Source organism: Sphingomonas eleionomae, assembly GCF_049889035.1.
GTDB lineage: Bacteria > Pseudomonadota > Alphaproteobacteria > Sphingomonadales > Sphingomonadaceae > Sphingomonas.
The window spans coordinates 21,360-42,436 of record NZ_JBLTWP010000001.1; the positions used below are offsets into that span (position 1 = coordinate 21,360).

At 60.7% G+C, this 21,077-nt stretch carries 15 protein-coding genes and 1 pseudogene; 10 read left to right on the forward strand and 6 right to left on the reverse strand.

All coding sequences use genetic code 11. The features are described 5' to 3' along the window. Positions 1 to 315: 315 nt before the first annotated feature. Positions 316 to 3,342: a TonB-dependent receptor domain-containing protein gene (locus ACNI3Q_RS00105; RefSeq protein WP_426273094.1), complete on the forward strand. Its 3,027-nt coding sequence runs from the start codon at positions 316 to 318 to the stop codon at positions 3,340 to 3,342. An 86-nt stretch (positions 3,343 to 3,428) separates the two neighbouring features. Continuing rightward, the gene (locus ACNI3Q_RS00110; protein ID WP_426273096.1) at positions 3,429 to 5,006 is read left to right on the forward strand and encodes a rhamnogalacturonidase; all 1,578 of its coding nucleotides are present in this window, start codon (positions 3,429 to 3,431) and stop codon (positions 5,004 to 5,006) included. 202 nt (positions 5,007 to 5,208) lie between these two features. Here the strand turns inward: ACNI3Q_RS00110 and ACNI3Q_RS00115 are convergent, their stop codons facing one another. Both ACNI3Q_RS00115 and ACNI3Q_RS00120 read right to left on the reverse strand, forming a co-directional pair. Then, positions 5,209 to 7,473 (reverse strand): hypothetical protein, encoded by a 2,265-nt coding sequence (locus tag ACNI3Q_RS00115; RefSeq protein WP_426273098.1) that lies wholly within the window; start codon positions 7,471 to 7,473, stop codon positions 5,209 to 5,211. After that, entirely contained in the window at positions 7,470 to 8,954 is a 1,485-nt protein-coding gene (locus ACNI3Q_RS00120) for a UxaA family hydrolase (protein WP_426274153.1), read from the reverse strand. Before ACNI3Q_RS00120 ends, ACNI3Q_RS00115 begins: the two co-directional genes overlap by 4 nt. 360 nt (positions 8,955 to 9,314) lie before the next feature. On the opposite strand from ACNI3Q_RS00120, the gene ACNI3Q_RS00125 reads away from it, so the two are divergent. The 7 genes and pseudogenes from ACNI3Q_RS00125 (at position 9,315) to ACNI3Q_RS00155 (ending at position 14,500) form a co-directional block, all read left to right on the forward strand. Then, positions 9,315 to 9,500, forward strand: a complete 186-nt coding sequence (locus ACNI3Q_RS00125; RefSeq protein WP_426273100.1) for a hypothetical protein — start codon at positions 9,315 to 9,317, stop codon at positions 9,498 to 9,500. Continuing rightward, positions 9,501 to 10,592 carry an L-rhamnose/proton symporter RhaT gene (gene rhaT, locus ACNI3Q_RS00130; RefSeq protein WP_426273102.1) on the forward strand — a complete coding sequence of 364 codons (1,092 nt, stop codon included), beginning with the start codon at positions 9,501 to 9,503 and terminating at the stop codon, positions 10,590 to 10,592. It begins immediately after the preceding gene. Beyond that, entirely contained in the window at positions 10,589 to 12,187 is a 1,599-nt protein-coding gene (locus ACNI3Q_RS00135; protein WP_426273104.1) for a glycoside hydrolase family 43 protein, read from the forward strand. The genes rhaT and ACNI3Q_RS00135 overlap by 4 nt, the downstream gene beginning before the upstream one ends. 248 nt (positions 12,188 to 12,435) lie before the next feature. Beyond that, positions 12,436 to 12,681, forward strand: a pseudogene (locus tag ACNI3Q_RS00140) (strawberry notch C-terminal domain-containing protein); the annotation flags it as partial. 52 nt (positions 12,682 to 12,733) lie between these two features. Further along, the gene (locus ACNI3Q_RS00145; protein ID WP_426273106.1) at positions 12,734 to 13,147 is read left to right on the forward strand and encodes an MbcA/ParS/Xre antitoxin family protein; all 414 of its coding nucleotides are present in this window, start codon (positions 12,734 to 12,736) and stop codon (positions 13,145 to 13,147) included. Next, positions 13,144 to 13,878, forward strand: a complete 735-nt coding sequence (locus ACNI3Q_RS00150) for an RES family NAD+ phosphorylase (protein WP_426273108.1) — start codon at positions 13,144 to 13,146, stop codon at positions 13,876 to 13,878. Before ACNI3Q_RS00145 ends, ACNI3Q_RS00150 begins: the two co-directional genes overlap by 4 nt. A 100-nt stretch (positions 13,879 to 13,978) precedes the next feature. After that, positions 13,979 to 14,500, forward strand: a complete 522-nt coding sequence (locus tag ACNI3Q_RS00155) for a nucleoside deaminase (protein WP_426273110.1) — start codon at positions 13,979 to 13,981, stop codon at positions 14,498 to 14,500. A 492-nt stretch (positions 14,501 to 14,992) separates the two neighbouring features. Here ACNI3Q_RS00155 and ACNI3Q_RS00160 read toward each other — a convergent pair whose 3' ends face one another. The 4 genes from ACNI3Q_RS00160 to ACNI3Q_RS00175 form a co-directional block, all read right to left on the reverse strand. Further along, complete coding sequence (locus tag ACNI3Q_RS00160) at positions 14,993 to 15,694, reverse strand: VOC family protein (RefSeq protein ID WP_426273112.1); 702 nt, start codon at positions 15,692 to 15,694, stop codon at positions 14,993 to 14,995. A 213-nt stretch (positions 15,695 to 15,907) separates the two neighbouring features. After that, on the reverse strand, positions 15,908 to 16,399 hold the full coding sequence (locus tag ACNI3Q_RS00165) for a hypothetical protein (RefSeq protein WP_426273114.1): 492 nt from the start codon (positions 16,397 to 16,399) through the stop codon (positions 15,908 to 15,910). Positions 16,400 to 17,670: 1,271 nt separating this feature from the next. Next, on the reverse strand, positions 17,671 to 18,585 hold the full coding sequence (locus ACNI3Q_RS00170; RefSeq protein ID WP_426273116.1) for a transglutaminase family protein: 915 nt from the start codon (positions 18,583 to 18,585) through the stop codon (positions 17,671 to 17,673). A 41-nt stretch (positions 18,586 to 18,626) separates the two neighbouring features. Then, positions 18,627 to 18,893: a hypothetical protein gene (locus ACNI3Q_RS00175; RefSeq protein ID WP_426273118.1), complete on the reverse strand. Its 267-nt coding sequence runs from the start codon at positions 18,891 to 18,893 to the stop codon at positions 18,627 to 18,629. A gap of 1,045 nt (positions 18,894 to 19,938) precedes the next feature. Between ACNI3Q_RS00175 and ACNI3Q_RS00180 the strand changes: the two genes are divergently transcribed. Beyond that, a complete protein-coding gene (locus ACNI3Q_RS00180) occupies positions 19,939 to 21,075 on the forward strand; it encodes an extracellular catalytic domain type 1 short-chain-length polyhydroxyalkanoate depolymerase (protein WP_426273120.1) in 1,137 nt (378 codons plus the stop codon). Positions 21,076 to 21,077 lie beyond the last annotated feature (2 nt).

Here is a 21,077-nt window from a genome sequence, read left to right on the forward strand (position 1 = left end):
CTTCTTGTGGTTCATGCTTGCGATCGCCGTTCATCAGAATGACCGGGGCGGGCTGTTCCACGCCTGTGATTTTTGCGCGGCGAACCGACAAAGAAAACGCATATCCACGTCCCACTGGAGAGCAGGCTTGACATCAAAAAGCTCTCAAGTTAACGGTAACTTCCACATGTTGGGAATACCGACCAATAATGGTCAGAGCCCGCATTCGGCCCGGGATGCCATCATCCCAACATGACAGGGGAGGACCTTTCGATGATCCGTTTAGCAGCTGTTCGTCCTGGCCAGTTGTCGGCTGGCACCGCCGTTCTCGCAATCATGATGGCATGCGGGGGCACTGCTAGCGCGCAAGATGCGCCTCCTGCTGCAACCGGCATCGAAGAAGAGGGGGCTGACCAGGCGCCCGATATTGTCGTTACAGGCTCGCGCATCGCAAGGACGGGGTTCGAGGCATCCACGCCGGTCAGCATCGTCGGCCAGGAAGACATCAAGCTGACGGGCAATGTGAACATTGAAAAGACACTGGCCCAGCTGCCTCAGGCGGTTGGCTCCCAGTTCGGCAGCGCTACGTCAAACACTGTACCGGGCGGTTTTGCCGACGTGAACTTGCGAGGGTTCGGTTCCACCCGAAATCTCGTGCTGGTCAATGGACGTCGCTTTGCGATCTTCGGTCCCGAACAGGTAACCGATCTGAATACGATTCCGTCATCCCTGGTCGAAAGGGTGGAAATTGTGACGGGCGGGTCGTCGGCGGTTTACGGGTCGGACGCCATTACCGGCGTCGTGAATTTCATCATGCGCGAGGACTTTGAAGGCGTCGAGGCCCGCGCGCAGCTCAATCTCGATCGTCCGACAGGAACGCCAGTCTACAATGTCGATCTGACGATGGGGACCAATTTCGCTGATGGGCGCGGCAACCTTGTCGTCGCTGCAAACTATCTCAATCGCGGCGCGATCACCCGGGGCGAGCGCGGCAGCTTTGCCTTTCTCTCCCTGAACGACGGGTGTGTCCGACCCGGTACGGGCGGTCCCGATAAGGCTGGCGAGCCGTTCCCTGCCGGCGGCGGCCAGGCCTGTTTGAACGCGGGCGGCGAGCTTGGCTTTGTCGCTGGCGGATCAGGCGATATCCCCAATGGCCGCTTCTCCGGCATCCCGGCCTTTGGCGGCGCCAACGCTGCACTTAACGCTGCCTATACCGCAGCTGGCCTCGGGGCGCTTGGATCCCGCGGGTTCACGTTTGATGATGCCGGCCGTGCCGCACGGCCCCAGATCACGCCTCAGGACGATTTCAACCTTGGTCCCGACAATTACCTGATCCAGCCGCAAGAGCGCTGGATGATCAACACCTTTGGACATTATGATTTCACGGACAGCATCACTGGTTACATGGAGCTGCACTTTTCCAACAACCAGGTGAATGCGCGGCTGGCCCCGACCAATGTCGGTGCACCGACCCTGTTCAACGTCAACAATCCCTACCTGACGCCCCAGCTGCAGGAGGTATTCCGTCAGCTTGACCTTGCTGAAACCGGCACGACGACCGTGGTCAGCGGCACTGCTTCGCGCACCAACACGCCGGGTGACGGCCTGGCTCTGGTCACGGCCGGCAAGCGCTACTCCCAGGTCGGCCCTCGCCTCGCCAGCGAGCGGCGCAACACCTTCCGCGGGACCTGGGGACTTCGCGGCGATATCGGAAGCCTGTCGGACACGGCATTTACCAACCTGAAATTCGACGCATATTATACCTATGCGCGCAGCGAGAATACGCTGCTGCTTCAGAACGCCATCTCGCGCAGCCGCTTGCAGGCGGCGGTGCTGTCCAACGGCACCGCAGCGCCGGTCTGCAACATCTTCGGACAGAACATCACGGACGCATGTGCCAGCGCAATCCGGATCAGCGCGACCAACTCCACGGTTGCCGAGCTTCAGGTGGCGCAGGCGAGTGTCACCGGCACGGCATTCGAACTGTCAGCCGGGCCGCTCGGCTTTTCCACCGGCTATGAATGGCGGTCGACCAATGCGCGGTTCCAGCCCGACAGCTTCCTCGCCTCCGGCGATGTCGCGGGCTTCAACCCCGGCCTGCCTACATCCGGCTCAGTCTCGGTCAACGAGGTGTTCGGTGAAGTGCGCGTGCCGCTGATCCACAACACGCCGTTTATCGATAACCTGACTGCGAATGCTGCCTTCCGCTATTCGGATTACAGCCTCGAAGGCATCGGCGGCGTCTGGACCTATCTTGGTGGTCTTGATTGGCGCGTGGACCGCAACATCACGTTCCGCGCGCAATATCAGCGGGCAATCCGCGCGCCGAATGTCGGCGAATTGTTCGGCGGCCTGACGCGTTCCGTTCAGGTTGCGACCGATCCGTGTTCAAGCCGTGCACCAACAGCCCAGCAAACCGATGCCGTGCGCCAGCTCTGCATTGCAACCGGTGTGCCCGCCGGGCAGGTCTTTGGCGCAGGCGTTCAGCCAAACAACATCTTTGGCGCCGATTTCGGCGGCAATCCCAACCTCGGCGCTGAAAAATCGGATACCTATACGGTCGGCGTGGTGCTGACCCCGCAATTTGCGCCGGGCCTGCTGGTCAGCGTCGATTATTTCGACATTGCTCTGGAAGGCGCGGTTGCCGCGCTGGGCGGCGGTCTGCAGAACACGCTGAACCTGTGCTATAATGTGATTCAGGACGTGAATTCCGAATTTTGCCAGGCAGTAAACCGCAACCCGGCAACGGGCGAAATCAACGATCCGTTCGTGGTCCAGGTGCTGAACGCCAATACCGGTCTGCTGCGTACTTCGGGCATTGATTTTGCACTGCGTTACCGGTTCGATCTGGGCTTTGGCCTGCCCGGTATTGGCGAGACGAGCCGGGTGGACATCGCCACCAACTGGACGTGGCTGAACGACTTCACCTCGACGCCGGTCGCTGCTTTTCCGGACATCCAGAATTTCTGCGCCGGTTCATTCGGACCGACTTGTGGTCAGCCGCTTCCCGTATGGCGGGGGCAGACCCGCGTGACCTGGACGATAGAGGACCTCGGCCTGTCGTTGCGTCATCGGTATCTGGGGCCGGTCACCACGGATCGGTATATCGTTCCGCTGCGCCGGGAAGGTACTACGCCGCCGGCACTGAACACCATTCCCTATCCGCGGCTTGGCGCGGAGAATTATATCGACCTCTCGTTCACCTATGACATCACGAATGGCGTGCAGGTGTTTGGCGGTGCCAACAATGTGTTCAACAACAATCCGCCGATCACCACCCAGGGGCCGAACGCCAACACCTGGTCTGCGACCTATGACGTGCTTGGAACGGAGTTCTTTATGGGCGCCAGCTTCCGCTTTTGATCTAACCCCCCTCCGGGGGTCGCGCCTATGGTCGCGACCCCCGTCTTTTTTGCAGGGTCGGGCACGAAACAAAAAGGATGAACGCGATGCTGATCGATCGGCGTACCATGGTTCTGGGCAGCCTTGGGCTGCTAGGCGCTGGAATGGTCGGTTTTCACCCCGCCCGGGCGATGGCGCGGCCGGGGCCAACGGGACCGGTAGCCAATATCCGCGATTTCGGGGCCAAGGGCGACGGCAAGACGATCGATACCCCTGCAGTTCAACGGGCGATCGATCACGCGGCGGCGCGCGGCGGTGGCACGGTCTATTTTCCCGCAGGCCTCTATCCCTGCTACACGATCCGTCTGCGCAGCCGGATTACCCTCTGGCTCGATCAGGGTGCAACAATCCTGGCAGCCGATCCGGTCGGTGAAACCGGCTATGATCTGGCGGAGCCCAATCCGTGGGACAAATACCAGGATTTCGGCCACAGCCACTGGAAGAACAGCCTGATCTGGGGCGAGAATCTGAATGACATCTCGATCGAAGGGCAGGGCCTTATTTGGGGCAAGGGACTTGGCCGGGGGGATGGCAAGGACGACTGGCTAAAGGATCCGAACGGGCCGGGGACCGGCAACAAGGCGATTGCCCTTAAAAATTGCCGCGGCGTGCTGCTGCGCGACTTCAAGATGCTGGAGGGTGGCTGGTTTGCCTTGCTGGCAACGGGTGTCGACAATCTCACGATCGACAATGTGCTGTGCGACACCAACCGCGACGGGTTCGACATTGATTGTTGCCGCAATGTCCGGGTGACCAACTGTACGGTCAATTCGCCCTATGACGATGCCATCTGCCCAAAGAGCAGCTATGCACTTGGAGAGCCGCGGATCACTGAAAACGTGACGATTTCAAACTGTCTCGTCGCCGGCAATTACAAGATCGGCACGGTGTTGGGGGGGACGTGGGAGAGGATGCCCCCCGATTTCGCGCCACTGATCCATGGCCGGATCAAATTCGGAACCGAAACCAATGGCGGGTTCCGCAACATCACCATCACGAACTGCCTGTTCGATGACAGCCGGGGTCTGGCATTCCAGACGGTCGATGGCGGCGTGGTGGAAGATATCACGGTCACCAATGTCACCATGCGGGGCACCGTCAACGCGCCGATCTTCATGCGATTGGGGCGTCGCATGCGTGGACCGGAAGGCCGGCCCATCGGCACAATGAAGCGCATTCTGATCCAGAACGTGACGAGCTCGAACGCCAATCCGTTGCCGTCGGTCATTGCCGGGCTTGCCGGACATCCGATTGAAGACCTGAAGATCAGCGACTGCTACCTGCATCATGTCGGGGGCGCTCCTGCTGCATGGACGAATTTGAACCCGCCAGAGAATGAACTCGGCTATCCCGAAGCGCCAATGTTCGGAGACCTGCCTGCGACAGGCTTTTACGTGCGTCACGCGCGCAATGTGGAGATCAGCAATGTCGAGGTTGCAGTCGCCAAGCCGGATCCCCGTGCTGCAATCTGGCTCGACGATGTAGCTGGGGCTGATCTGTTCCGCTTGCGCGTGCCCGCCGGATCATCCGGGCTGGTCACCCGCAAGGTGACTGACCTGTCCAGCCTTGCCAATCGGTTCATGCCGGATGGCCGGATGCAGGGTCCGCTGAATCGCAGCTTTTAACAAAGCCTGCAGGCGCGCTGATCCCATCTGCCCTGCCGCAGCTGCTTGAAGGAAGCATATCGCCGCGGTCCATCGGGCAGGCATTTGGCTTGCCGAACCCGCCACTGCGTCACGGGCGGATTGAGGGAGCCGGCCTCGCTGGGGGGCAGGACAGGCGCCTTTGACGCCGCGGCTGCCTGTGTCGTCGCTTCGAAGAACAGGATCAGGGCAGGGGGGTGATCCCCTCGGCCCGAACGGTCCAGCCCTTGCTCGGAAACCCGGGCGCAGGGCCGTTGCTGCCTTCCCACCCAGCGGCCATCATGCCCACCGCCAGTAACAGCGTGCCGTTCGACGGGAAATAGGTTTCAGCTGCCCGGCGATAACCGGGTCCGTCCGGGCCAGTCGCTGCCTGCGCAGCAGCCGGTCCGATCAGCTGCGTCTCGCCCTCCAGATGAACCCGCGGTGTCATGCCATTGGCTTGCCACTGGTTGTTCTTCTGGTCGAGAAACAGCCAGTCAACCGCCGCATCTGGCTGACCGAGCCGGGCGGCGGTCATTGCGATGATCGGAAAGTCCCATCCCCAGAGCTGACGAAGATCCCAGTGGTGTTCGACTGCATCGAGGGTCCGGGCCATGGTATCAGGGTCGACGCGGCCCGGGATCGGTCCCAAGGACATCAAAAAGCTTGCGTGATCGCGGTTGAGGCATTTCGGCGGATGGGCGTTGCGGCTGCACGCAGCTGACCGCGTGATGTCCCAGAAGTCGTCAGCACCCGGTGCGACCGGGACGTAAAGACCATCCCCTGTTGGCGGCGACGGAAGATCGGCGATCACCCTGTCCCAGTCCGCGCTGCGGGGCTGCCCCAGCCGTTCCCGCCAGCGCTGCGCAAGGATCAGCCCGAACCGGAACTGTTCGAGTTCGAAGCCCGGATTGGTCGTCGTCAGCGGCGGATGGTTTTCCTGTGCCGGCACGACAGGCGGACCAAGCACGAGGGCGCCGCTGGCGTCGCGGTGGGGCAGGGTCGCAAGCAGTTTGGCTGTTTCCTCGACAAGGCCGGCATAGCGCAGGAGAATGGCGCGGTCCGGCCGTGCCCGATAGGCAAGCTCAGCCATCCAGATGGGGTGCGGTTGCTGCCACAAGATGAACGGGTTGATCGTCGACGGGCTATTCCAGCCATTCGGCCCCGACATCTTGGTCCACCATGCACCCTCCACCCCGCGCAGCCGGGCGATTGCCTTCGCCTCGTCAAGCGTATCGAGATACCAGCGAAGCGTTCGCTCGAGCCGATCCGGCCGACCCCATGTTGCCCAATGCGCCGTGTGAAGCGGTGTGACCTCTAGGTGAAACTTGCCGTTCCAGCTGTTCGAGAACAATCCTTCCTCCTGCGGAGGATAGGCGCCGCTGGCATTAATGCGCGCCAGATACTGGGAGAGCACGATCCGACGTTCCAGTTCACTGGCCCGGGGATCGGTACTGCCCGAAAAGTCGATGGCCCCGCCTGATTGCCAGAAGGAGCGCCAGCCTCGGTCGGCCATATCCGCCGCCTGGTCAAACTTCGCAATGTCGATGGCCGCTCGTTCCGGGGCAAAACCCATCTGCACCTTGACGGTATCGCCGCTGCCGCTGACGACAAAGCGGTGCGGGCCGCCATCATTGATTCGGCCGCCCTCCGCAGAAATGCCGGCCCAGATCGAGGTGCCATCCAGTCGCCGTTCCGCGATGATGTGGCCGGCGCTGCGTTCGACCGCCATCGTGCGATGGGCATCATTGTTGTCCCAGTCCTGAGGGTCCGGGTTGATGCGGGGGTGAACGCCGGGATACCGGACCGAGATCCTGACGCGCCCGGTGGCCAACAACGGCGAGCTGACTTTGAGAAGAACCGTGTCCGCATCGGCGCGGACCCGCGTTTCCACCCTGACAAGAACACCCTCAAGGCGGAAGCTGGAGTGAAGCACGCCGGTCCAGAGGTCGAGCTTCTGCCGTGTCTCGGTCAGATCGTTCAGCGTTGCATCGGTGCCGTCGCTGCGCTTCAGGATCAGCGATAACCGGCCCATTCCAAACCGGTGGGGATTTTCGCGCAGCCATTTGAGCGCCGGGCGGCTATCCAGCTCCTTCCAGTCGCGGATCCACGGAAACGGCGCTGTCCGCCCCCCGGGCATGGGGACATCGACCCAGCCGTCGCGCTCTGCATATCCAGCAGGATTTGGAAAGCTATGCCAGCTCCATTGGGCCATGGTCAGCATCGGGACCAAGGGCGAATACGCGTCGGCAAACGTCTGTGTGCCGGTAATGTCTGCGGTGAAGCCCAGATTGTCATTGCCGACCATCATTGGCGCATGAGGATCGATGCGGGTCAGTTCGACGGTGTGACGGCTGACCAGTGCCTTGCGATCAATCCGGCTAGTCTTGTTTGTCGTCCGGGCGACTGCTGCCTCGGCAATGACGAGCTGAACCATGATGGCCAGCACCAGCGCGATCAACCGGATCACAGCGTGACGCCCCGCTTCCAGATGGCTATTTCGCGTTCATCGTTGCGTTCTGCCGCTGTCTGTTCGCCGCTTGCGATGGCAACGATCTTGTCCAGGAAATCGTTGGCTACCGCCTCCATCCCGCAGTCAAGCACACGCCCGGCATCGAAGTCGATCCAGCCAGGTTTGCGCTCGGCCAGCGCGGTGTTGGATGCCACCTTGACCGTCGGCGCCGGAAAGCCGAGCGGCGTGCCGCGACCCGTGGTGAACAAAATGATCGTTGCGCCCGACGCTGTCAGCGCAGTGGACGAGACCGCATCGTTGCCGGGTGCCTCCAGCAAGGTCAGCCCCGGCCGCGAGACCCTGGCACCATAGGGGATGACGTCGGTCACGATGGCCCGGCCGGCCTTTTGCACTGCGCCAAGCGACTTTTCCTCCAAGGTGGTAATGCCGCCCGCCACATTGCCGGGTGACGGATTTTCAGAAACTGGCTCGCCATGCGCGGTGAAATAGGCTTTGAACCTGTTCACGACGTCGACAATCGCATCGAAAACAGCGTCATTGTCCGCGCGTTGCATCAACAGATGCTCGGCGCCAAAAATTTCCGGGATCTCGGTCAGGATGACGCTGCCTCCCGCGCCAGCGACCTGGTCGCTCATCCGCCCGACAAGCGGATTGGCGGTCAGTCCTGACAACCCATCCGATCCCCCGCATTTGACGCCCAAGGACAAGGCAGAGAGCGGCTGAGGGCTTCGCCTTGCATGTGCAGCGATTGCCACAAGTTCGTCGACCAGCGCCTCACCCTCGGCAAGTTCGTTGCATGCACTTTGTGCGCGCAAGGTCCGGATGCGCGGATAGGTGGCAGGATCGATGCGGCCCATCAGGCCATCAAGCTGATTGTTTTCGCAGCCAAGCCCGATCAGCAGCACGCCGCCGGCGTTCGGATGCTGCGCAAGCGCGGCGAGGATGGCAGCTGTACCGTCAAGATCATCGCCAAGTTGGGAACAGCCGAAGGGGTGGGTGAGGGCATGAACGCCGTCTACGCCCTTGCCGCAATGCCGTGCATTGGCGCGCTCGGCAATCTTGCTTGCCGTGCGTGCTACACAGCCGACGGTTGGTATCACCCAGATTTCGTTCCGTGTCCCGACCCCGCCACCCGGCCAGCCATCGCCTCGCGCATAGCCCAGAAAGCTGCGATTTTCGCGGATCGCCGACGCTGCCTCGGCCTGCCGACTATAGGCATAACTGCCGGTCCCTGTCAGCGCCGTCGACAGATTGTGGGTGTGGACATGATCGCCCGCCGCAATGTCGCTGGTCGCCGTGCCGATCGGGAATCCGTATTTCAGCACCGCAGACCCGGCCAGGACAGGGCGAACCGCCACCTTGTGCCCGCTGGCCACTGGCTGCCCGATTAGAATATCATCGATCCGGTCGCCCGGCGCCAGATCGCGCAGGGCAGTTCCGACATGGTCGCGCGGATCGACATGGAACAGGGCGGGCATCTGGGTCATGATCTCACCAATGGATGCGGTCTGATCGGTTCATATTCTGAAACGCTGGCCATCTGGATTGCGATCGGCTCTGGCGCGGCACTCCATGGCAGTCTCTTCCAGTGTAGCAAAGCCGCCCGCATCAGCCACACCAGCGCCACCCTGCGATAAGTGCATTGCCGGGCACCCAAAATCAGCAACCAGCATGCGCAATCGCGGAATGATGGTTTGACGCCGCACTTTCCATTTAATAACATTCTGTCTCATCATGTGAAAAGTCAACAGCGGAACCGGCCCCGGCCGCGAACATCCGGACGCGCGTGATCAGATGGTCGATGGGGAGGGCAGCGCCAGCATGCATCAAGATCAACGATGAGCTGTCCGCTTGCCTGGCGCAGCCGACCTGATGAGGCCCTGATCCCCTCGACGGGGACCATTGCCGACTTGGTTCACCGCTCGACCAGCGTTGCACCCTTTGCCGATTTTGAAATGTCGGGGCGGGCCATGTCGACAGGCACCGCCAATGGCACCCACCCCAAGCAGATGGAGATTGAGTAAATGGGCAATCCGGTGATGGGTGTCCTGTTCCACTGGCTTGGTGGACTCGCCTCTGCCAGCTTCTATGTGCCCTATCGGGGCGTCAAGCGCTGGTCATGGGAGATATACTGGCTGACCGGCGGGATCTTTTCCTGGGCAATTGCGCCGTGGCTGTTCGCTTCGGTTCAGACCGAAGATTTGCTTGCCGTTCTCAGCGAGGCGCCGTTGCCTGTGCTGCTCTGGCCGATTTTTTTCGGCATTTTATGGGGGTTTGGCGGACTGACTTACGGCCTGACCATGCGCTACCTTGGCCTGTCGCTGGGCATGGCCGTGGTGCTGGGCTTGTGCACCGTGTTCGGTACCCTGATCCCGCCGATCTTCAACGGAGAATTTGCGCCGCGCCTTCTTGGTACGCCGGCCGGGCAGTTTACCCTGCTTGGTCTTGCGGTGACGGCAATCGGGATTGCCGTGGTCGCGCGTGCTGGCTCGGCAAAGGACAGTACCCTGTCCGAAGCGGAGCGGGTCGCATCGGTCGCTGAATTCGACTTTCGAAAAGGGCTGATGGTCGCGGTGTTTTCCGGGATCATGTCGGCCTGTTTTGCTTTTGGCCTCGCCGCTGGCGAGCCGATCAAGGCGATCAGCGCCGCGCACGGTACAGGGCCGCTGTGGACTGGTTTGCCGGTCCTGTGCCTTGTCATGTTGGGCGGTCTCGTGACCAATGGCGTGTGGTGTGCCATCCTCATCGTTCGAAACCGGTCAGCCGGGCAATGGGTCGGCAAGCCCGCACCGCTGCCGGCCAATGCAGTGGCGGCCGGCCCAGACCGCCCGCCACTCTTCCTGAACTTCGTGCTTTGCGCGATCGCCGGAACCGCCTGGTATTTTCAGTTCTTTTTCTACACCATGGGCGAAAGCCAGATGGGCGAATATGGCTTTTCGTCCTGGACGCTGCACATGGCATCGATCATCATTTTTGGCACATTATGGGGCTTTGCGCTGAAGGAATGGCGCGGCGCGGCATCCAAGGTTCGAGCAACCGTCTGGGCTGGCGTCGGGCTGCTGGTCTTTGCCACCGTCATCATCGGATATGGCAATAGCTTGGGCAGCGCTGCATGAACCGGATGATCCATGCCGCAGCGCTGATCGTGCTTGCCGCAGCCTGGCATCCGGCTGCGGGTCAGTCGACCGACTATACCAATCCGATCATTCACGCCGATTATTCCGATCCGGACGTGATCCGGGTCGGGCGGGACTATTACATGGTCTCGTCGAGTTTCCACCTGTCGCCCGGCATTCCCGTGCTGCATTCTCAAGACCTGGTAACATGGCGCATCATCGGCCATGTTCTCCCGCGCCTGCCGTTCGGTCCCCTGTACGACATGCCGGGACCGCATCTGATCGACGACACCCGGTCAAAGCCCATTGGCGGCACCAAATATGCCAGTGGCGTATGGGCACCTTCGATCCGGCATCATGACGGCAAGTTTTTCGTTTACTGGGCCACGCCCGACGAAGGCGTCTTCATGGCGACGGCGACGGATCCCGCAGGCCCTTGGACCCCGCCTGTCCATGTGATCGTTGCCGCAGGGCTGGAGGACCCGTGTCCGTTCTGGGACGAGGATGGTTCTGCCTGGCTGGTGCATGGCAAGGTCGGGGCAGGGCCGCTCGTGCTGCGCCGAATGACTGCAGATGGCACCGCTGTCCTCGATGACGGGATCGTCATTGCCGAGGACCGGCAGGCCCTGCCGATCCTGGAGGGCCCCAAGCTCTACAAGCGAAATGGCTGGTACTATATATGGGCGCCCATCGGCGGTGTGGGTACAGGTCCGCAGGCGGTGCTTCGATCGCGGAACATTCGCGGGCCATATGAACACCGCGAAGTGTTGAAGCCCGGCGGCCCGCTGGATTTGGCGGGCCCGCATCAGGGCGGCTGGGTGGAAACGCCAGCCGGCCAAGGCTGGTTTGCACACTTCAATTCGACCGGGGCCTTTGGACGAATCGTTCATCTGCAACCCGTCACATGGGGCGCGGATGATTGGCCGGTCGTGGGACAGGCCGAGCCTGGAGCGACTGCCGGTGTACCGGTGGCTCGCCATGCCCGGCCCAATGTTGGCGGCCGCCCGCAGCCAATGACGATGCAGACATCGGATGAATTCAACGGACCACTGGGTCTGCAATGGCAATGGAACCATAATCCGGATGCGGAGCGCTGGAGCCTTAACGCACGTCCCGGTTATCTGCGGCTTTCGGCCGGCGCGGCCCAGCATCTGACGACTGCACGCAATACACTGACGCAGATGCTGCAAGGTCCGCGCATGATGATGACCACGCGGATCGATGTCAGCGGAATGGTCGATGGTCAGCGTGCCGGACTTTCCCTGTTCGGTGTTCGGCCGAGCTGGATCGGCATCCGGCAGGAAGGGGGCAAGCGGCGCATCATCCTGTCGGATGCGGGGGTGGAAACGCCTGGTCCGGTGTTGACGGAAACGGCAATCATCTTGCGGGCGGAGGTCGGACCCGATCAGAAGGTGGCATACAGCTTTCGGCGCGACGGCGCCGACACTTATGTCGGCATTGGTCAACCGATTGCCTTGTCGCGCTTCAGCTGGTGGCGCGGTTCACGCCCTGCATTGTTCACCTATTCCGATCGCAGGGGCGGCGGTGGCGCGATCGACATTGACTGGTTCCGGGTCGACGCCACGCAGCCATGACGAAACCCTGCTCCAGTTATCGCCAGCAACGGCCCCTTCGGGCCATGCCGACGATTTTGATCGAGGCAATTTTCCTGGCAATTTTGTCAGCCGACGAAATACGCAGCAATGATCAAGCCGCACCGTGCCCGATGATCGGATGTCCGCAGATTTCGGATCAATCAAGCCTCAGCGGTACCGGGCGTTAAAGCCTGCTCCATCAGGAAGAGGGGAGGGGCCTTTGGCTGATTGAGGCCTGACCGCCGCAGGACCTCGTGCAGACCGTTCTGGCGACTGGCCGTGCCATGGAATTCCGGGGCCGCGAGCAGTTCACGGTTAAGCGCAGTCTGGTCAATGGCTCACAGCGAATTGAGCTGACCGGATGGAGCGTAGCCCGTCTTGACTGGTACAAGGCTCACGGCTGTTTCACCGAGATCATCCGGTACCAGACTCGACTGTTCATGCCGATCAAGGGCGCTTCGAGCGTGCTTGCCAGATTGGCGCCATCCGTCTGAATCTTGCCAAATGGCATTGTCCGGCGTATATGCTGCCATATGGAGAAATGTCATGCTGGTTCTGCAACCGGTTGATACGGCCGTTACTGCTTTCCGTCCCGATCCGATTACCCAAGACGAGGCAGCTGCCATGTTCCGGGCGGTCCTCAATCTGTTCGGCAAATGGGAGCTCACCGACGAGCAGGCGGCTACGCTGCTCGACATGCCGGTGCGTTCCTATCGCCGCTGGAAGGCTGATGGCGCCGGGCGCATGTCGCGCGATGGCCGCGCTCGGCTGTCCAACCTTATGGGCATTCACAAGGCGCTCCGGATCATCTTCTCGGAGGCAGCCCGCGGCTATGCTTGGATCAGGTCGGCCAACGATGCCTTTGGCGGATCCAGCGCGCTTGATGTGATGCTCGGGGGCGAACTTACCGACATCATGCGGGTGCGCCGCTACCTCGACGCGACACGTGGTGGTTGGTGAGCGGAACGGCGGATATTCCCGTTTCCAGAGTTGAGTGGAAGGGCGCTGTCAGGATCATCCGGAGTGCCTTTCCGCCGATCGACCTGTTCGAAGATATCGCTGATCCAGCCGACTGGCCGCTGCTGATCTCGGCAGAGCAGAAGACCAATCCCCGCATCATGGCGACGATCGGCAATCTCGATCTCGTGCCCGCCGATCGCCGCGTCGGCGGCAGCGGCGCATCCTACCTCATGGCGCCATTCACCCATGTCAGCACGGACCGGGCGAGCCGATTTACCGATGGCAGCTACGGCGTGCTCTATGTCGGCGACCGGTTTGAAACCGCCTTGTTCGAGACGATCTATCACCATAGCGGCTTCATGGCGCGAACCAAGGAAGCGCTTGGCTGGACCTCGCAGTTCCGGGAGATCGTCATGTCAGTCGATGCCGACCTCCATGATCTCAGAGCTGCAGATGCAGAACTGGCCGCGACGCTGGCCCCTGACAGCTATGCGGCATCTCAAGCTGTTGCTGCCAACCTCAGGGGTTCGGGATCCGACGGCATCGTCTATCCGAGCATCCGTCATGCCGGTGCGCAATGCGTCGCGCTCTTCTACCCGGACTGCGCGTCAAACCTCTTGCAGGGGCGGCACCTCGATTATCACTGGGATGGCGCGCGCGTTGATCTTGTTCGCGATGCCGGGTCAGGAGCTGTTTTCCGTATCGTCCATTTGCCAACCAGTCCTGTCTGACCGCGTGAGCCGGGCTTTCGGCCGGGTGCTATAGGATCTTTGCGCAGATTCTCCGGCCATCGGACACAAGTCTACGCACCAGCTGTCATCTGCAATTGCCATGGGCGACATCGTCGTCCAATTCACGGGCATGACCAAAGATGATGAACGCTGGATGGGCGAGGCGATCGCGCTTGCAAAAACGAAGGGCACCGATCCGTCAAATACGCCGATCGCCGCCATCATCGTGCGCGACGGCAAGGTGCTCGCGGCCCAGACCAACCGGACGGCCGAAGACAATGATGCGACAGCGCATGCCGAAATCTGCGCTTTTCGTGCAGCAGGGGCCCGTATCGGCGACATGGAACTGCGGGGCGCAACGCTGTATTCGACGCTGCAGCCATGTGGCATGTGCACGATGGCTAGCATCTGGGCAAAGGTCGGCCGGATCGTCTATGGCGCCGGGCGGGACGATGTCCATCGCATGTATTTCGAGGATCGCAATCTCGACACCATGGATTTCATCGCCGATGCTTATCGTGAGGACCTCCGGATCGAGGGGGGCTGTTTACGCCAGGAATGCGCCAGGCTTTATTACGGTCCGGACGACAATGTACCGGTGGAGGAGCAGGGCAATATCTGATCTACCCTAACATTTTCTTCGATATTTACTCGCTACACTGTATTTTATTGCGCCCGATTGCGCGTCAAATCCGGATCTATCAGCTCCGCTGCTGAGTGATGCCAAAAGCAGAGCAGCTGCTTTTAGCGCAAGCACGCGTGCAAATTTTTGGTCGAGAAACGCTGCTGCTTTGCGCAAGCGACGAATGGCAATTATTTCAGCGGCGCTTCCGAACACTGGATATTCACCAGCCGACCCCGAAGCGGCAAGGCCGCTTTGCTGGTAGCTGTCATTCGTCTAGCGCCCTAGTGGTGGCCATTCCACCGGGCCACGCTAGATCCCTAAAGCCGTCGTTCGTTCAGCTAGCGCTGCAAAGGCTGGAATTGGGTAGTTTGCGGAATGGCGGGAGATTGTCGAGCGTGGCGAAAAAGGGGCTCCTCTCGCCTACGGCGACTTCAGCACAGACGCGTTGATGGCGCGCAAGCGCCACGAGCAAGACCAGACACTGCAAGGTCAGCTAGGAAACTCAAGCCGTAGGTCAGAACGTCCGTTCAAACCCTCGATCTGCATTTCCAAGCGCCAGACATTCCCTAGCTTCAGTTTGAGGTGAGGCTGGCATTCAGCGGCAATAGTCCTGAGGGCTTCGCTGCGTGGTGCCCAGTCTGGCATGGTCAAAATGATCTCTTTGACTGCTCCCAAGGAAGAGCCGTGCTGAAGCTCCCCACGCCTCTCTGGTGGCCACTCGGTTGGCGGCAATGAGCCTGGTGAACGGAACATCATTGGTAGCCGTGGATCATCGCCATCCTCGGCGACTGCAATCGTCATGTCCTTCGGAAGATAGGGGGGTGAGAACGCCCAAGTTGCTATCGTGGGCTCAGCCCCAGACCGCGATGCTCGCCATGCGATCCCGAACGGGCAGACATCATGATTTCGCCAGACTGACCGATCGTAAAGGCCGGTCCTCTTGATCATTGGGCTCAGTGCCGCATCCGGATCATCTATCCACAACAGTTCGAGGAACATGTTGTCAAAGCAGTAGCAAACATTACGCGTTCCTTGACCTTGATGCACCCGTCGATAGCTTTCGACTAAGCCTATCTTCGCCAAGTGCTCGATCTCCGGTCCTTCGGGATCGATCAACATGAAGATGTGGTCAATCATATTCGTGTTCCCAGTGACGCTGAAAAGCTCGACGAAGATTTGCTCGACGACCATTCTGTGCGCAGTCTGTCTACCATCGACCCCGAATGTCCAAAATGGGATCGGAAGCCGACGTCAGGCCCAAGCCATGCTCCGCAGTCGGCAATGCGCCCCAATAGTGGCCATTCCAACTTGCCCCGCCCGATGCCAAAAGCGGCCGTTCGATCAGCTCGTGCTGCAACGGCCGGATTGGCCGAAAAGGCGAATGGCGGCTTTTAAGTCAGAGGATCACTTGCCGGTTAGACGGCCCCATAGCCAGCGCCAGAACTTCGCTTCGGCTATCATCAGTTTCGCTATGATGGGTGGAATGCCTTGTTCTTGAAGGACCCGTGGATCAGGCGTGGCACCGAAAACCACCCGTAACATCGCCACAAGTGCGGCGATTTCAAACAACAGCAAAACCGACAATCCCACCCACCGCATGCCGCCAATATCTTGCAACAAGTTCTGTGCATTTACTGGAACTAGCTTTCCAGCTAGCCAGATACCGCCGCACATCAATGCCACTAGACGCAGGGTCAGCGCACGGCGTGACATGCTGCGATAACAGATAGCGAAGGTTATCGGGATGAAGACGCACCAATCAAAGAGGGTGACAGCCTCGCCCAGCTGAGGCTGTGCGTCCCATGGATGGGTTACCCTAAATCCCATGGATGCAAGCAACCAGACCGGGAGTAACGCATAGAACCAATTGCGACTGATAACCGAAGCGATCTTCACGTTACGCCCTCCTGCGATGCTTGGTAGAATGACTGCCATCGGCGATCAGGGCAAGATGCGGGAGCGGCAACAAAGGCGTCGGTAGCTGCCATTCGAGCAGCCCTGCCCTACGCTGGCAGCTAGACGCCCTAATATCGGCTATTCAGCTTAATCGCACTCGGTTCCAGAACCAGCCGTTAGTCGACCCGACGCAGCACGGCAGCCGGAATGACTGCCAATGGGACAAACCAGCCATTCGTGATCGCGCGATGACGCGGCAGATTCCCGGCATTGCTGCCGATGTCGATTTTCGTTCGGACTGGCGGCTTTCGACCGAGCAACAAAACAAGCGGTCGATAGGCTGTCGAGCAGACCGAGAAGGTGACAGGGGTTTGCGGCCGCCAAATCAAACCGCGCCTCATTCAACGTGCAGTTCAACCGATCAGAGCTTACCTGTCAGGGTCGAATGGTCTCGACATGTCGGCGCAGCCGATGGCTAGGCCCACCTTGGCTATGCCGCTGTGAACACCCTTGGCTGATGTGCCAACTGACGCACGACTGCCGCGCTGCCTCTATCTAATCGGATGCGCGCTCCCATATAGGATGTATCGCAGCACCGCCCACGAGCGCCGCTGCGGCTGAGAGATGCTACGTGCTCCCCGCTCGATCGAGGAGACACGCTATGGGTGTCCACCAAATGATTGCGCCGGCCGCTGACAGGCAATCCGTGCCGGTTACGGCGCCAGGGTCTGACGGATCTGAGGCGAACGCACTGGAAGTCGCAATTGCGGACATGACGGCCGCCTTTTCAAGCGATTTCATAAACGGGCAGGTTGGCACTCGGCACAACACTTACCAGCACCGCTCGCGCCTATTACGGCAGATGACTGGAAGGCTTGCAGCAATGCGAGCGCAAGACGCCAAGGCCGTGTCTTGAGCCCCGCGTGACGACGCCGACGAGGAGCGTATACCCTCGCCAGACGTGGATGCGGAGATGCCGAGATATGGGATGACTCGCGTGCCCCCAATTCCAGTACGGGGAATACCGCTAGTCCGGCTCAGCGACGCGGTTGCGCAGCCGCAACATGGCGCGACTGCCCTGACAGAACCGAAATAGCCGCCTGCTGGCATGGCCTGTGCGAGGTCATGGCTGCAGAGACCGGCTTGCGTCGCAAGCGCCGCTCGTCGCGCAAGCGGTCGTGATAGGCGCGTTCGCGCGAGTGATTAATCCGCTATACGACAAAAGCACGTCACTAGCGGCGCTTTAATGAGCGCCAGGCGGTAAGCGATGATCAATCGGGATTCCAGGTTCCGTCTTTCGAGCTGAGATCGGCGGGGTCCACTGAAACCATGACCTGAACTGTCATGCTAAGCACGGCATCGGGTGCGCCGACATATCGGCCCTCCACCGGGCTGAGCCGGCGAATGCCGCGGCCGACCGCGACGGGCACCAGATGCGCCTCGCCCATGCGGCCATTGGTCGGATCGAACGCCACCCAGCCTGCGCAGGGGAGATAGACTTCGGCCCAGGCGTGGGTCGAACCGTGCTGGCCTCTGGGATTGGCGGCCTCCCCAAGGGTCGGAGGATCAAAAAGATAGCCGGATACGGCGCGCGCACCAAAACCGAGGTGCCGGACCGCGTCGATGAACAACGTCGCCAGATCGCGGCATGACCCCGAACCAAGATCAAGCGTCAGATGCGGAGATTGTGTCCCGACCTCTTCCCGCGTGACATAGGTCATGCCGATACGGGCCGCTGCATTGATGTCCTTCAGCAGCGACAACGTGTCGGTCCGGTCTCCCAGCATCTGGGCACGGGCCCAGCGGGCGAGCCGGGCACCGGGATCGGGATATTCCGGCACCAGCAACGCGCCGAGGTCGGTTCGTTCATCGCTCGAATAATCGAACGGAAAACTGTGCGCGTGCGGCGCTATGGCCAGGATCGGCCATGGGTCCGCAGCTTGTTCAACGATCACCCGATTGGTGATCGTCAATCGATCGGCAGGCTCACGAAACGAAGCGGTGGCGATCAGGTTGCCGAAAACATCCTGTGTCCACGACAGCTCCGCCTTGGGATCGCAACTGAGGTCTGATGCGATCGGGTGAAGCGCGCTGGAGCTTCGCGGACTGAGCATCATGCGATGCGCAAGCAGTTCGACTGGCGTTCGATAGGCGTAGGTGGTGACATGGTCGATCCGTAACCGCATTCCTTCACCTCCCGGATGTATTGCGCAAACCGCGCAGGGTGTCAGTGGCCGTCGAAATGTCCGCGGTCTGGGTTTTCGCTGAGCGCGCGGACGTCGGCGGGCGGTGGTTCAACACCGATGGCCAATGCATTTGCCAGCGCGAGCGTGCGAAGCTTTCTGGCTTCGCGAATACCGGCGGCGACTCCTTCCTTGTCCCAGGCAAGGGCGGCCACATTGGCGATCACCCTGACATTTTCCAGGGTGGCAGTATTGGCATGCGCATGATGGCGGGCTGCCTGATCCCGACAAAGGGCGGATGATGGCTGCATGAAACAGGCCTTTCGAAACAGAGGAAGGATCAGCCCTTTTCGGGCCTGTTCGGCTGAGGCGTGCCCTTTAGCGAGGGATTTGACGCATTCTGCTTTGGCGGTTCCGGTTTTTTAGGTTTTCGCGCTTCGCGATTTCCGCGTTGTTGGCCTTTTGCCATGATGGGATTCCCTTGGTTGCGTGCGGGGAAATGCTGAGCACCGGAGCGGCTGGATCAGCATTGATGGAATGGTTCACGCCCTTGGGCGAGTGACGAGGGAACGGGCCCGTCAACCGATCGGCTGGATGGAAACGGGGGCCGATGGGCCAGGCGTTTGGTTCGAAACGGGGCGGAGGAGGTGAAGAGCATCGGCCAGCTCCGCTTCAGAGCGGGAGCATAAATGACTCTCAGTCGCGACCAGGCTCGAAGAGAAACGCCGCGATCAGCTCTAAGTAGGAACGAAGGTGTCGCGGCGCTACCCCTGCGCTGTCAGGATAGCGATTAAATCAACCGGGTGGTTGTGGTCCCGCGTTTCACCCACGACATCCTAATTACGATCCTGAAGCTGATGCCTCGGCTTATGTGCCGCGCGGAAGTGCGAAAGGATGAACGCCGATGTTAATGGACGATCGCGACGCACTGCTTGTCAAAGGCTTGGCGTTTCCGTGGAATACCCCGCCTTCCAACCTGGGGTCCCGCGAATGCCGATGGTGCTGGCGTTTCATCTATGCGCCTGCGCTTCCTCGTTCGACGAATGCGATACCGGGGCTTGCCGACATGGCAACAGCTTCCGGTTCTGGTGATCGGTGTAAATGGGAACTGAGAACGCGTCACCTCGCCGAGAACCGCTCCGCCGATGCGGTGAAGAAAGCACGGCTGCATCATCGTCGAGGGAGGGAGGTGGATTGATGACCCGCGCATCATCAATCCTTTCGTGCCCTGGCGATGTTGGCTCTTCATGCTCGTGATCGAGCATAGGTCGAGCAGTCTTGTTGGCTGTGCAGCGCAGCAATCGTTGCGGATTGAATCTGGTGTCACGGCGCTGGGCGTGGCTGGGAGAGAACCACATGCCACGCCTTAATGATACCGTCCGCCGGCTGTCGGCACTCCGGCAAGAATTGGGCCATGGCGTCATCGACCCTGCTTGCAAAGACCGGCTGTCCGATCTCGGCCGCTTCGGCACGAATCCCGGTGCTTTGCGAGGCCGCGTCTATGTTCCCCAATCCATCGGGAAAGCTTCGGCGCTGGTTGTTGTTCTCCACGGGTGCACGCAAAGCGCCGCCGGGTATGACCATGGTGCGGGCTGGTCACGACTGGCCGATGAACATGGTTTCGCCCTACTCTATCCAGAGCAACAACCTGCGAACAACGCCAATCGCTGCTTCAACTGGTTTCAGGCGGGCGACACGCGGCGGGGCGCTGGCGAGGCACTGTCCATCCGCCAGATGGTTGCTGCGATGGTGGCCCGGCATCCGATCGATCCGGCCCGCATCTTCGTGACTGGCCTTTCCGCGGGCGGCGCAATGGCTTCGGTGATGCTGGCTGCCTATCCTGAAATATTTGCAGGGGGCGCGATCATTGCGGGACTTCCGTATGGAACGGCCACATCAATTCCGCAGGCATTTGACCGGATGCGTGCACACGGCGGTCCCCCGGCGACAGTACTTGGGCAACTTGTAAGGGACGCCTCCGAGCACACCGGTCCTTGGCCGACAATATCCATATGGCATGGCGATAGCGACGCAGTCGTGAATCATGCGAATGCCGCGATGATCGTCGAACAGTGGCGCCAGATCCACGGCGTCGAGCGCGAACCCGTTAGCCAAGTCGTTAATGGTCATGTTCGCCGGGCATGGCTTGACGTGCATGGTCGAGAGGTGATCGAGGAATATCAGATTCAAGGCTTGGGCCATGGCACGCCGTTAAGTACTGCCGGGGTCGAAGCATGCGGTAAGGCTGGACCATTCATGCTTGAGGCCGGGATCTCCTCAACCCATCGCATCGCTGCGTTCTGGGGCCTTCTGTCGTCGCCGGCCCCAGAAAAGACCGGCGCGACACCAGCCAGCCCAGCGAGCCCAAGGCACCATGTTGGCCCGCGCCGATCCACCGCACTACAGGAAGCCCCCCGTGCATCGAGGCCAGTGTCGAATGGTGTCGGGCAAGCGATCGAAGATGCCTTGCGTGCGGCCGGTTTGATCCGCTGATC